At 65.2% G+C, this 13,193-nt stretch carries 9 protein-coding genes; 6 read left to right on the forward strand and 3 right to left on the reverse strand.

The annotated features are described in order from the left end of the window. Positions 1-12: 12 nt before the first annotated feature. From parE to EA795_RS01865, 5 genes are all read left to right on the forward strand, one after another. Entirely contained in the window at positions 13-1,899 is a 1,887-nt protein-coding gene (gene parE / locus EA795_RS01845; RefSeq protein WP_014854308.1) for a DNA topoisomerase IV subunit B, read from the forward strand. Further along, positions 1,896-2,885: an esterase-like activity of phytase family protein gene (locus EA795_RS01850; protein ID WP_122075195.1), complete on the forward strand. Its 990-nt coding sequence runs from the start codon at positions 1,896-1,898 to the stop codon at positions 2,883-2,885. The genes parE and EA795_RS01850 overlap by 4 nt, the downstream gene beginning before the upstream one ends. Then, positions 2,882-3,409, forward strand: coding sequence for a retropepsin-like aspartic protease family protein (locus EA795_RS01855; RefSeq protein WP_058074680.1), 528 nt, complete (start codon positions 2,882-2,884; stop codon positions 3,407-3,409). The genes EA795_RS01850 and EA795_RS01855 overlap by 4 nt, the downstream gene beginning before the upstream one ends. Continuing rightward, positions 3,406-5,661, forward strand: a complete 2,256-nt coding sequence (gene parC / locus EA795_RS01860) for a DNA topoisomerase IV subunit A (RefSeq protein WP_122075198.1) — start codon at positions 3,406-3,408, stop codon at positions 5,659-5,661. Before EA795_RS01855 ends, parC begins: the two co-directional genes overlap by 4 nt. Positions 5,662-6,017: 356 nt before the next feature. Beyond that, positions 6,018-6,707, forward strand: a complete 690-nt coding sequence (locus tag EA795_RS01865) for a PqiC family protein (protein ID WP_058074682.1) — start codon at positions 6,018-6,020, stop codon at positions 6,705-6,707. A 73-nt stretch (positions 6,708-6,780) separates the two neighbouring features. On the opposite strand, the gene EA795_RS01870 is transcribed toward EA795_RS01865, so the two are convergent. Beyond that, complete coding sequence (locus EA795_RS01870; protein WP_122075200.1) at positions 6,781-8,301, reverse strand: AhpA/YtjB family protein; 1,521 nt, start codon at positions 8,299-8,301, stop codon at positions 6,781-6,783. Positions 8,302-8,480: 179 nt separating this feature from the next. Between EA795_RS01870 and serB the strand changes: the two genes are divergently transcribed. After that, entirely contained in the window at positions 8,481-9,695 is a 1,215-nt protein-coding gene (gene serB / locus EA795_RS01875) for a phosphoserine phosphatase SerB (protein ID WP_122075202.1), read from the forward strand. A 219-nt stretch (positions 9,696-9,914) separates the two neighbouring features. On the opposite strand, the gene EA795_RS01880 is transcribed toward serB, so the two are convergent. Further along, positions 9,915-10,991, reverse strand: a complete 1,077-nt coding sequence (locus EA795_RS01880; protein ID WP_122075204.1) for an NAD(P)-dependent alcohol dehydrogenase — start codon at positions 10,989-10,991, stop codon at positions 9,915-9,917. Between the two features lie 98 nt (positions 10,992-11,089). After that, positions 11,090-13,156 (reverse strand): EAL domain-containing response regulator, encoded by a 2,067-nt coding sequence (locus EA795_RS01885; RefSeq protein ID WP_122075206.1) that lies wholly within the window; start codon positions 13,154-13,156, stop codon positions 11,090-11,092. Positions 13,157-13,193 lie beyond the last annotated feature (37 nt).

Here is a 13,193-nt window from a genome sequence, read left to right on the forward strand (position 1 = left end):
CACGACACGCTCATGTCTTATACCGCAGAAGCCATCGAAGTCCTCTCCGGCCTCGACCCGGTGCGCAAGCGCCCGGGCATGTACACCGACACCACGCGACCCAACCACCTGGCTCAGGAAGTCATCGACAACAGCGTCGACGAAGCCCTCGCCGGCCACGCGCGCTCGGTGCAGGTCATCCTGCATCAGGACAACTCGCTGGAAGTGGTCGACGATGGCCGCGGCATGCCCGTGGACATTCACCCCGAAGAGGGCGTGCCGGGCGTCGAGCTGATCCTCACCAAGCTGCACGCCGGTGGCAAGTTCTCCAACAAGAACTACCAGTTCTCCGGGGGTCTGCACGGGGTCGGCATTTCCGTAGTCAACGCCTTGTCGACCCAGGTGGTGGTGACCGTCAAGCGCGACGGCAACGAATACCGCATGCGCTTCGCCGATGGCTTCAAGGCCAGCGAGCTGGAAATCGTCGGCAGCGTCGGCAAGCGTAACACCGGCACCAGCGTGCATTTCTGGGCCGATCCGAAGTATTTCGATTCGCCGAAGTTCTCCATCAGCCGCCTCAAGCACGTGCTCAAGGCCAAGGCGGTGCTGTGCCCGGGGCTGAACGTCAGCTTCGAGGACAAGAACACCGGCGAGAAGGTCGAGTGGCATTACGAGGATGGCCTGCGCTCGTACCTGGTCGATTCGGTCAGCGAGTTCCTGCGCCTGCCCGACGAGCCCTTCGTCGGCGCGCTGGCCGGCAATACCGAGGCCGTGGACTGGGCGCTGCTGTGGCTGCCCGAAGGCGGCGACGCGGTGCAGGAAAGCTACGTCAACCTGATTCCCACCGCACAGGGTGGTACCCACGTCAACGGCCTGCGCCAGGGGTTGCTGGATGCCATGCGCGAATTCTGCGAATTCCGCAGCCTGCTGCCGCGCGGAGTGAAGCTGGCGCCCGAGGACATCTGGGAGCGCATCGCCTTCGTCCTCTCGATGAAGATGCAGGAGCCGCAGTTCTCCGGGCAGACCAAGGAGCGCCTGTCTTCGCGCGAGGCCGCGGCCTTCGTCGCGGGCGTGGTCAAGGATGCCTTCAGCCTCTGGCTCAACGCCAACCCCGAGCTGGGCCTGCAGCTGGCCGAACTGGCGATCAGCAATGCCGGGCGGCGGCTCAAGGCGAGCAAGAAGATCGAGCGCAAGAAGATCACCCAGGGCCCGGCGCTGCCCGGCAAGCTGGCCGATTGCGCCGGCCAGGACCCGGCGCGCGCCGAGCTGTTCCTGGTGGAGGGCGACTCCGCCGGCGGCTCGGCCAAGCAGGCGCGCGACAAGGAATTCCAGGCGATCCTGCCGTTGCGCGGCAAGATCCTCAATACCTGGGAAGTGGACGGCGGCGAGGTGCTGGCCAGCCAGGAAGTGCACAACATCGCCGTGGCCGTCGGGCTCGATCCCGGTTCCAGCGACCTGTCGCAGCTGCGTTACGGCAAGATCTGCATCCTCGCCGACGCCGACTCCGATGGTCTGCACATCGCCACGCTGCTGTGCGCGCTGTTCGTCCAGCACTTCCGCCCGCTGGTGGATGCCGGGCATGTGTACGTCGCTATGCCGCCGCTGTACCGCATCGACCTGGGCAAGGACATCTTTTACGCCCTCGACGAGGCCGAACGCGACGGCATTCTCGAGCGCCTGGTCGCCGAGAAGCGCCGTGGCAAGCCGCAGGTCACCCGCTTCAAGGGCCTCGGCGAGATGAACCCGCCGCAGCTGCGCGAAACCACCATGGACCCCAACACCCGCCGGCTGGTGCAGCTGACCCTGGACGACTTCGACGGCACCCGCGAGATCATGGACATGCTGCTGGCGAAGAAGCGCGCCGGCGATCGCAAGAGCTGGCTGGAATCCAAGGGCAACCTCGCCGAGGTATTGGTTTGATCCGTCATGCGCTGGTTCTGCTGAGCCTGCTAAGCGGCGCCGCCTGGGCGCAGGAAGCGCCACCGACGCGCGAACTGGAGCTGCTCAGTGAGCATCCGGTGGAAGGCATGGCGGCCGGTAACCTGTCGGGCCTGGCCTGGTGCGGCGATGCGCTGTGGGCGGTGTCCGATCGCGAAGACGACCGGCTGTATCGGCTCGATGCCAGCGACAGCGTCTGGCAGGGCGAGGCCGAACACTTCGACGTGCCGCCTGCACCCAACACCGGCCTGCCCTGGGGTGTGCGTGTGCGCAGCGCCATCACCGGGCTGGTGCGCGGTGGCGAGATGGATTTCGAGGGCCTCAGCTGCGACAGCCTGGGTAATCGCTATCTGGCCAGTGAAGCGCATGCCGCCGTGCTCCGGGTAAGCCCGGCGGGAATGGCCGAGTGGCTGCCGTTGCCCGAGGCGCTGGTGCGCCAGGCGCGCGCCAGCGGCATGCTGCTGGATTTCAATGCGATGTTCGAAGGCATTGCCGTCGATCCCGAAGCCAACCGGCTCTGGCTGGCCGCCGAACGCGAGCGACGTGGCCTGCTGGTGATGCATCGCAACCAGAGCAGTTGGCAATGCACCGGCGGCTGCGTGCTGCTGGCCGAAGGCGGGCGCGAACTGCCGCCGCCGGCGCTCGGCGACCAGCCGTTGCCGCGGCGTTTTTCCGGGTTGGCCTATTTCAACGACAAGCTGTTCACTCTCGAGCCCAGTGCACATCAGGTCTGCCGCCGCAGCCTTGCCAGCGGCCAGGTCGAACGTTGCTGGTCCTATGCGGCCACGGCGCTCGCCGATGAACGTCGCTACGACACGCCATTCGGCAATGCCGAGGCGCTGTCGCTGGACGAGCAGGGCGCCTGGATCGGCGTCGACAACAATGCGCAGACCCGCCGCGACGGCGAGAAGCGGCCGATCGTCTGGCGCTTCGCCGCGCCCAAGGGCGGCTGGGGTGCGCGGCAGTGACCCAAACGGCGGGACGTCGCGCCGGCCGGGTCATGCTGGTGCTGGCCTGGGGGGCCGGCATCCTGCTGGCGACGCGCTTCTTCGCCGACTGGGAGGAGAGTCGCTACAACCCCAATCGGCAACCCGTCTCGGTGGTGCAGGGCGATCACATCGAGGTGCTGCTGGAGGGCAACGTCCAGGGGCACTTCGTCGCCGACGGCCGAATCAACGGCAAACCGGTGACCTTCCTGCTGGACACCGGCGCCACCGACGTTGCCATTCCGGCTGAGCTGGCCGAAGAGCTGGGGCTGTCCCGCGGTGCGCCCGTGAACCTGCTGACCGCCAACGGCCAGACGACGGGCTTTCGCACGCGCCTGGAAAGCCTGGCTCTCGGCGAGATCGTCCTGCACGACGTGCGTGCCATCGTCGCCCCGGGCTTCGGCGGCGACCAGATACTGCTCGGCATGAGCGCCTTGAAACAACTCGAATTCACCCAGCGCGCCGGCACCCTGGTGCTGCGCCAACACGCCACGGATCGACCATGAGCGAAATTCTCGACCTGAGCCTGGACGGCGTGGAGCGGCGCTCCCTCGCCGACTTCACCGAGCAGGCCTACCTCAACTATTCCATGTACGTGATCATGGACCGCGCGCTGCCGCACATCGGTGACGGTCTCAAGCCCGTGCAGCGGCGTATCGTCTACGCCATGAGCGAGCTCGGCCTGAACGCCGATGCGAAACACAAGAAATCCGCACGGACCGTCGGCGACGTGCTCGGCAAGTTCCACCCCCACGGCGACTCGGCTTGCTACGAGGCCATGGTGCTGATGGCCCAGCCGTTCAGCTACCGCTACACCCTGGTCGACGGCCAGGGCAACTGGGGCGCTCCGGACGATCCCAAGTCCTTCGCCGCCATGCGTTACACCGAGGCGCGGCTGTCGCGCTATTCCGAGGTGCTGCTCTCCGAACTCGGCCAGGGCACGGTGGACTGGGTGCCGAACTTCGACGGCACCCTCGACGAGCCGGCGACGCTGCCGGCGCGGCTGCCCAACCTCTTGTTGAACGGCACCACCGGTATCGCCGTGGGCATGGCCACCGACGTACCGCCGCACAACCTGCGCGAAGTCGCGGCCGCCTGCGTGCGCTTGCTGGATGAGCCCAAGGCCACCGTGGAGCAGCTCTGCGAGCACGTGCAGGGGCCTGACTTCCCCACCGAAGCGGAAATCGTCACGCCGCGGGCGGACTTGCTGAAAATCTACGAAACCGGCCGTGGCTCGGTGCGCATGCGCGCGGTCTATCGCGTGGAGGATGGCGACATCGTGGTCGCCGCGCTGCCGCATCAGGTCTCCGGCGCCAAGGTGCTGGAACAGATCGCGGCGCAGATGCAGGCCAAGAAGCTGCCGATGGTGGCCGACCTGCGCGACGAGTCCGATCACGAGAACCCGACCCGCATCGTTATCATCCCGCGTTCCAACCGGGTCAATGCCGACGAGCTGATGCAGCACCTGTTCGCCACCACCGACCTGGAGTCCAGCTACCGGGTCAACACCAACGTCATCGGCCTCGATGGCAAGCCGCAGGTGAAAAACCTGCGGGTACTGCTGTCCGAGTGGCTGACCTATCGCATCGGTACCGTGCGCCGCCGTCTGCAGTTCCGCCTGGACAAGGTGGAAAAGCGTCTGCACCTGTTGGAAGGCCTGCTGGTTGCCTTCCTCAACCTCGACGAGGTGATCCATATCATCCGCACCGAGGATCAGCCCAAGCCGGTGTTGATGGCGCGCTTCGAACTGTCCGAGCTGCAGGCCGACTATATTCTCGATACCCGCCTGCGCCAGTTGGCGCGGCTGGAGGAGATGAAAATTCGCGGCGAGCAGGACGAGCTGGCCAAGGAGCGCGAAAAGCTGCTGGCGCTGCTTGGGAGCGACGCCAAGCTGAAGAAGCTGGTACGCAAGGAGTTGCTGGAAGACGCCGAGACCTACGGTGACGATCGCCGTTCGCCGATCGTCGCGCGGGCCGAGGCCAGGGCGCTGACGGAGAACGAGCTGCTGCCCTCCGAGCCGGTCACCGTGGTGATTTCCGAGAAGGGTTGGGCGCGCTGCGCCAAGGGTCACGACATCGACGCCACGGGGCTTTCCTACAAGGCGGGCGATGGCTTCAAGGCTGCTGCGCCGGGACGCTCGAACCAGTACGCGGTGTTCATCGATTCCACCGGGCGCAGCTACTCGCTGGCGGCCCATTCGCTGCCCTCGGCGCGCGGCCAGGGCGAGCCGCTCACCGGTCGCCTGACGCCGCCGCCGGGCGCCAGTTTCGAATGCGTGCTGCTGCCCGAGGATGACGCGCTCTATGTGATCGCCTCGGATGCCGGCTACGGCTTCGTGGTCAAGGGCGAGGACCTGCAGGCCAAGAACAAGGCCGGCAAGGCGCTGCTGTCGTTGCCGGCCGGTGCCAGGGTCATCGCGCCGCGCTCGCTCGACAGCCGTGACGAGGACTGGCTGGCGGCGGTGACCACCGAGGGTCGCCTGCTGGTATTCCCGGTACGCGACCTGCCACAGCTGGGCAAGGGCAAGGGCAACAAGATCATCGGTATTCCCGGCGATCGAGTGGCCAGTCGCGAGGAATACCTGATCGATCTCGCCGTGTTGCCCGCCGGCGCGACCCTGATGCTGCAGGCCGGCAAGCGCACTCTGTCGCTTCGTGCCGATGACCTGGAGCACTACAAGGGCGAGCGCGGGCGGCGTGGAAACAAGCTGCCACGGGGATTCCAGCGTGTCGAAAGCCTTGTGGTAGAGCTCGGTTAAAGATTTCCGAATGTATCGACGCTGGTAACTGGAACGCGTTTCACGGAAGATGATCGCCCCTTTTGCTGCGTATCGCTCTGCCGGTTACCGCCGACCTGGCGTTTCACCGGCGTGTCGGTGCATGACACAGGGCTGAGAAGGCCTCGGTTGCGGTGTAAGTTCGCCAGGTATCGGTTGGGCACGTAAGTCCCTCTTCATTCACTGGGGAGGACAGGGAGAGAGGATGAGCTTTTCACTCTCCCCGAGGTGGGCGCCTCTCCATCGAGGGCGAAGGGAGATAGAATCCCCGCCGCCTGATTGAACGGCACTACGCTTGCGGGCGGCCTGATCAGCTCTGCCAGGATGTTATGAAGGTAATGACCAAGGTGTTGCGTTTTCCAACTGTTCTGCTGCTGGCCTGCTCCGCGCTGGCGGGCTGCGTCAGCCAGCCGGTTTCCATGTATCGCCTGGACAACGGTACGGTCGAAGTGCCCGAGCAGGTCGATGGTGCGGCCGTGCTGCTGGGCCCGGTGGTAATCGCCGACTATCTCCAGCGTGACGTGATTCTTCAGCGGCATGCCGATGGCAGCCTCGCCGAGGATGCTCAGGCGGTCTGGGCGGGCAATCTCGAGCAGAATGTCGACCAGTTGCTGCTGCGCCAGCTGGCCTCGCGTCTGGATACCCAGCGCCTGGAAATGAGCCCGGGCAGCAAGGGCTTCACTCCGGAAATTCAGGTCGAGCTGGAAATCACCCGGCTCGACTCCGGCCCCGAGCATCCGGCGGTGCTGGAAGCCCAGTGGCGCCTGCTGGACAAGGACGGCAAGCGGCAGGGTGGTCGCCTGGTGCGGTTGCAGGAAGAACACCAGGGCAGCACGGCCGATCAGGTGCAGGCGCAGAGTGTGTTGCTGCAGCGTCTGAGCGAGATGTTGAGCGACGCGATCAAGCCGGTGCTGGCCAAGAATGCCGAAAAGAACCGCGTCGCCCGCTCGCCCAACAAGGCCGAGCAGACCCCGTCCCTTGCGCCGATCGAGGCGATCCGCACGGATATGGAAGTGTTCCGCTTCTGAGTGCTGAACGGCCACCGCAAGGGTGGCCGTTCTTGACCGCTCGGGTCACTGTTTCAGCGAAACCATCGATGCTTCAGCCGAGGCTGCGCAGCTCATGCATGCGGGCCAGCTGGCGCTCGAGGAGTGAGGGGTAGGGTTCGAGCAGGCGTTCGACGCAGCAGGCACCCTCGGGGCTGGCGATCGGGCGAATACGTGCTCGCTGTCTGATCACTTCGTCCTCCCCGATGCCGCGCTCGACCAGCAACAGGTTGCGGCTGTGCAGCGACATCGCCAGCGCGGCCTGGGCAGGCTCGCTGAGCAGCAGGTCGCCCTGGCTGAGGTCGTAGAGCCCCTCGCCCTGGGTGAGCCCCAGCTGCAATTGCAGGGTGATGCCGCTGTCCGCCACCTCGATCTGCAGTGCATGACCCAGGGCGCGCATCAGTTCGCCACAGCACAGCGCGTGGGTCAGGTAGTTCTGCTCGTCGTCCTGGCTGTGGAACAGCATCAGGCTGCTGCCGTCGTTGAGGGTGTGCAGTTCCGCCTGATACAGCGTGGCGGCCTGCTGCAGGCAGTCGCGGTAGCGCCGCAGCAGTTCGGTCAGGCGCGTCCTCGGCAGTTGGCGAAGTTGCTCCTGGGCGCCAAGCTGGATGGCCAGGACCGCGCTTTTCGCCGAGGGCCTCGGCAGCGGCGCCGCAACCGCTGGCTGGTGCGGGCGCGGTTCATCAAAGCCGGGTTCGTTGTCGAACGGATCGAAATCGTCCTCTTCAGGCTCGTCCACCGATAACGATTCGTACTGCTCGTTGTCTTCGGCAGGGGCGATATCCTCGTCCAGCTTCGAAGGGGGCACTGCGGACGCGGACAGTGGCTGCTCGGTGTAGTCATCGGCCAGGCTGTCATCGAACTCCAGCTCGGGCTCGGGTTCCTCGGGCACCAGTCGCGCCTGCAGCTGGCGCGCAAGATCGCCAATCTCGTCTTGGCGCTCGCTGCCGGGGGTCGGATTGTCCGGGTCGCGCAACCACAGGCGCAGTTGCATCAGCGGCAGGGACAGCTGCCGGCCCAGGCGCATGCTCAGCACCAGGGTAAGGGCCAGCAGGATCACGCTGAGCAGGCCCATGCTCTGTAGGCTGATGGTCATTGGCTGCTGGAACTGCTGCATGTCCAGGCTGATGCGCAGGTGCCCCGCGATCACCTCCTGAAAACTGATCGGAGTCGAGAACAGCCCTTTGTCTTCGCCCAGCAGGCTCTGCGAAGGTGCCGAACCGGATTCGGCGATCACCCGGTTGTCGACGCTGTAGATCGCCGCATGGGCGACCAGCGGATTTTTCACCAGGTTGCTCAGCAGTACGTTGAGGCTGAGGATGTCGTTGGCCACCAGCAGGTCGGTAGCCGAAGCGGCAGTCTGCGCCATGAGGCTCTGGCCGAGCGCATCGGCCTGTTGCTCCATGGCGTGTTTGAACTGCATGCCCATCACCCAGGCGTAGATGATCAGCGCCAGCGCCACCAGCAGCAGCGTATGCGCGACCACGCGCAGCGCCAGCGGGATACGACGCTGCCGCAGGGCACGATAGATCAGCAGGAAGAAATTGTCTGGCTTGAGGGATGCGGGCCGGTTCACAGAGCGCGGCTCTTCTCGTCAGGGAAAGTGCCGCAGTATACGGAAAGCGCAGGAGGGGCTGAAGGTCTGCGAGTCACTCCTGACGAACAGCAGCTGACTTAGGAGCTGCCGCCCACGAAACGGCAACCGGCTCTGGGCTGTTGTAGAATGCCCACCTTCTTTGCCATGGGAGCTGCGCCTTGCGCGAAATCGTCCTGATCAATATCACCGGGGAAGACCGTCCCGGCCTGACGGCCGCCATCACCGGCGTGCTGGCGCAGGGCGGTGTGAGCATTCTCGACATCGGCCAGGCAGTGATCCACGACACCCTGTCGTTCGGCATCCTGGTGGAAATCCCCGACACCGAGCGCGCCTCGTCGGTACTCAAGGACGTGCTGTTCATGGGGTACAAGCACGACCAGCAGGTGCGTTTCACGCCGGTCGCCGAAGCCGACTACCAGCAGTGGGTGGCCGGCCAGGGCAAGGCGCGGCACATCGTGACGCTGCTGACCCGCAAGGTCACCGCCGAACAGTTGCAGCGCGTGAGCTCCATCACCGCCAAGTACGGCCTGAACATCGACCACATCGATCGCCTGTCCGGGCGCATGCCGCTGGACATGCCGGAAGAGCTGGGCAAGGGCTGCATCGAGTTTTCGGTGCGCGGCGAGCCGGCCGATACCGCGGCGCTGCGCGAGGAGTTTCTCAGCGTTGCCCAGGAGCTGAATGTCGACATCGCCTTCCAGCGCGACTCGGTGTTCCGCCGCAACCGGCGCCTGGCGGTGTTCGACATGGACTCGACGCTTATTGAGGCGGAGGTCATCGACGAGCTGGCCAAGGCGGCGGGCGTGGGCGAGCAGGTTTCCGAGATCACCGAGCGTGCCATGCGTGGCGAGCTGGATTTCCGTGCCAGCTTCAAGGAGCGCCTGGCGCTGCTCAAGGGATTGCCGGAAAGCGTGTTGGCCGAGGTCGGCGCCAGCCTGCGACTGACCGAGGGGGCCGAGCTGCTGTTCGCCGAGCTCAAGCGCCTGGGCTACAAGACCGCGATTCTGTCGGGCGGCTTCAGTTATTTTGCGCGGCAGTTGCAAGATAAGCTGGGCATCGATTACGTCTTCGCCAATGAGCTCGAAATCGTCGATGGGCGGCTGACCGGCGTGGCGGTGGAGCCCATCGTCGACGCCCAGCGCAAGGCGGATCTGTTACGCGAACTGGCGCAGAAGGAAGGCCTGCGGCTGGAGCAGACCATCGCCGTCGGCGATGGTGCCAACGATCTGCCGATGCTCGGCCTGGCCGGCCTCGGCGTCGCCTTCCGCGCCAAGCCGCTGGTCAAGCAGTCGGCCAAACAGGCCATCTCCACCCTGGGTCTGGACGGGATTCTCTACCTGTTGGGGTTCCGCGACCGGGAAGGGACGGAGTAAAACCGATAAAGGCGCTGTAGGCTCGACGCCATGCGGTGTCGTCCAGCCTTCAGCGCTTTTATCGGCTCCTCGTCATTTAGCAGGCCGTTGAAAAACTACCTGCGTTGGCGAGACTGCGTTAAAAACAGCCTCAAAATGCTCATTTAGAACACTAAACTGCGCTTTTTCGGCCGTTTTTGCCTTGTCTTGCCTGCCTCGCCTACGCTTTTCAACGGCCTGTTAGGGCTTGATCGCCACCTTCAACACGCCATCGCGCTGGTTGGCGAACAGGTCGTAGGCCTCGGTGATGGCGTCCAGCTTGTACTGGTGGGTGACCAGCGCGCCGAAGTCGACGCGGCCGGAGGCGACGACATTGAGCAGGCGCCGCATGCGTTCCTTGCCGCCGGGGCATAGCGAGGTGATGATCCTGTGATCGCCGAGGCCGGCATGCAGGGCGCCCAGCGGAATCTTCAGGTCCTGGGAGTAGACGCCCAGGCTCGACAGCGTGCCCCCGGGCTTGAGTACGCGCAGCGCCTGCTCGAAGGTGGTCTGGGTGCCCAGTGCCTCGATTGCCGCATCCACGCCGCGACCGCCGGTGATCTTGAGGATTTCCTCGACCACGTCCACATCGCGGAAATTCAGCGTCACGTCGGCCCCCATCTGCCGGGAGATAGCCAGGCGTTCCTCGACCCCGTCGACGACGATGATGCAGCTGGCGCCACGCAGCTTGGCACCAGCCGTCGCGCAGAGTCCGATCGGACCTTGGGCGAATATCGCGACGATGTCGCCGATCCTGATGTCGGCTTTTTCCGCGCCGCCAAAACCGGTGGACATGATGTCGGGGCACATCAGCACCTGTTCGTCCGTCAGGCCGTGCGGTACCGGCGCCAGGTTCGCCTGGGCATCCGGTACCAGCACGTATTCGGCCTGGGTCCCGTCGATGGTATTGCCGAAGCGCCAGCCGCCCATCGGCTTGTAACCGTGGCAGCTGCAGGCGCCGCCATCCTGGGAGGCAACGCCGTCCTGGCAGGCGTAGGAGGTGAAGCTGGGACAGATGGCGCCGGCGATCACGCGCTGGCCTTCCTGGTAGCCCTGCACGTTGCTGCCGAGCTTCTCGATGATGCCCACCGGTTCGTGACCGATGGTCAGGCCTGCCGCCACCGGGTACTCACCCTTGAGGATGTGCACGTCGGTGCCGCAGATGGTGGTCGTGGTGATGTGCAGCAGCGCGTCGTTGGGGCCGATCTCGGGGATGGGCTTGTCCTGTAGCTCGATTCTGCCGGGTTCGACGAACACGGCGGCTTTCATCATGGCCATGGGGATGTTCCTCGTGTGTCGGAACATCCACTCTAGACCCGTGGGGAAAGCCGGGGATGACGCCGGTCAATTCCTGAGCAGGTGTGCGGCGCCGGCGCTTACCCTTCGTCGGAAGAGAAGTCGTAGTCCATCGACTGGCTGGGCCCTTGCAGATACTGGCCCTGGATGTAGCCGACACCCGCCTGCCAGAGGGTGGCGAGCACGGTGGCGCTGTCGACGAACGGCACGATGCTGAGTTTGTTCTGCTCGTGCAGGCTGGCGAGCAGCTGCTTGAGAGCATCCTGCTGCTCGGGGCGAGACAGGTCCTGAGTGTAGGAACCGTCGATCTTGATGAACTCGACGTTCAGGTGCCTGAGCGTGTTGAGTGGGTTCAGCGCGCAGCCGAACTGGCTCAGGGCGGTACGGCAGCCCAGCGCCTTGAGGCCCTGCATCAGCACTTTGGCCTGCTTCAAGTAGGCGACGGCGTCGCCTTCGTTGAGCTGGAACACCAGGGCATCGGGCGGCAGGCGCGACGCTTTCAGGGCGACGCCGAGCCAGGGCAGCAGCCCGGCATCCTGCAGGCTGGCGCTCGACAGATGCAGGAACAGATGAGTGCCATGGCCCTTGCTGCGGTGCTCGGCCAGCAATTTGATGGAGTTGAGCAGGACCCATCGGTCGATCCTGGTGGCGAGGCCGGCCTGCTTGGCGACCTCGAGGAACTCGCCGGGCGGTACCTCCACGCCCTGTGGGTCGACCAGGCGCAGCAGCACCTCGTAGTGCTCCTGACTGTCGCCGCGCAGGCTGATGATCGGCTGGAACAGCAGGCGGAAACTGTTCTGCTCCAGCGCCTGCTGCAGCATGGCCAGCACGTCGCCACGGCTGGCCGCGGCGGCCAGTTCGTCGGCCGGGTTGTAGATGTTCAGCCCGTTGCCGTCGGCGATGTCCTCGGCGCAGCGGTGGGCGCGGTCGATGACGTCGCGGGCCTTGGCCGTCTGCTCGTCGAGTGCGGCGACGCCGATGCTCAGGGTGGTCTGCACGGTGCGCCCGGCGATCTCGAACAGATGCCCTTCGACCTTGTGCAGCAGGTCCTTGAGCTGCTGCTCGCATTGCTGCGCTGTCACGTCGCTCAGCAAGGCGGCGAAGGCGTCGTCGCCGAAGCGCGCCAGCTGGGCCGTCGCCGGGAAATGCCCGCGCAGCAGGTTGGCCAGTTCGGCCAGCAGGCGATCGGAATCGCCGAGGCCGAGGTCGGCCTGCAGGCTGGCGAAACGGTCTACGCGGATGTAGGCCAGGCTGGCGCCCTGTCCGGCATTGACCGCACGCTCGACCGCGGCATCAAGCAGTTCCAGGAAATGATTGCGGTTGTGCAGGCCGGTGACCGTGTCCTGGCTGCTGATTTCGCGCAGCTTCTCCAGTTCGGCGTTGTCGCTCTCGGCGCGGATCACCACCTGTATGCAGGGCTCGCCGTCGTAGCTGGCGGGCGAGAAGTTCATCCGCGCCTTGAAGCTGCTGCCGTCGGTGCGAACGCCGCTGCAGACCAGCTCCGAAGTGCCCTGCAGGGTCTGGTAGTTCTTCAGGAAACCCTTGAAATTGCCCTGGTCGCAGGAGGCGATCAGGTCGATCATCGGCATGCCTTCCAGCTCGTCGACATCCTCGTAGCCGAACAGCTCGAGGTAGGCGCGGTTGGCGTAGATATGCATGCCGTCATGCACGTAGGCGATGGCATCCACCGAGCTTTCCAGGAGCAGGTGGCAACGCTTTTCGGCTTCACGCAGCGCCACCTCGGCGGAGCGCCGTGCGCGACGCTCTTCCAGGTTCGCCAGCTCCCGGTTGGCCACCAGGATCAGCCACTCGTCCTCGCCCTGCGGCAAGGCACCCTGGGCGCCCAGCGCCAGGGCTTCGGTGATGGCGTCGACATCGTTGCCGGCGATCAGCTGGATGACCGGGATGTCCTTGGCCTGACGCCGAATCGCGCCGATGGCTTCGCTGGGGTCGAGGTTCTCGCTGCTGGGCGCGCTGATCAGCAGGTCCCAGGTCTGCAGCAGCGCATCGGTCAGATCCTCGCTGGACGTGATCCGGTGTACGCGCGTGGCTTGTCCGGCGTTGCGAAACAAGCTGACCAAACGCTCGGCTTCGTTCTGCGAGTCTTCAAGAATGAGCAGACGTATGGTTTTTCTTTGGACGGCCATGGCAGCAGCTTTGGAACGCGCCCCAGAGGGGAGCGAA

This window comes from Stutzerimonas nitrititolerans, from assembly GCF_003696285.1.
GTDB classification, from domain to species: Bacteria; Pseudomonadota; Gammaproteobacteria; order Pseudomonadales; family Pseudomonadaceae; genus Stutzerimonas; species Stutzerimonas nitrititolerans.

Excerpts from the sequence above, each read along its gene's own strand:
- parE (WP_014854308.1), top strand. The coding sequence starts at position 13 with ATGTCTTATACCGCAGAAGCCATCGAAGTCCTCTCCGGCCTCGACCCG.
- parC (WP_122075198.1), top strand. The coding sequence starts at position 3,406 with ATGAGCGAAATTCTCGACCTGAGCCTGGACGGCGTGGAGCGGCGCTCC.
- EA795_RS01865 (WP_058074682.1), top strand. The coding sequence starts at position 6,018 with ATGACCAAGGTGTTGCGTTTTCCAACTGTTCTGCTGCTGGCCTGCTCC.
- EA795_RS01880 (WP_122075204.1), bottom strand. The coding sequence starts at position 10,991 with ATGGCCATGATGAAAGCCGCCGTGTTCGTCGAACCCGGCAGAATCGAG.
- EA795_RS01885 (WP_122075206.1), bottom strand. The coding sequence starts at position 13,156 with ATGGCCGTCCAAAGAAAAACCATACGTCTGCTCATTCTTGAAGACTCG.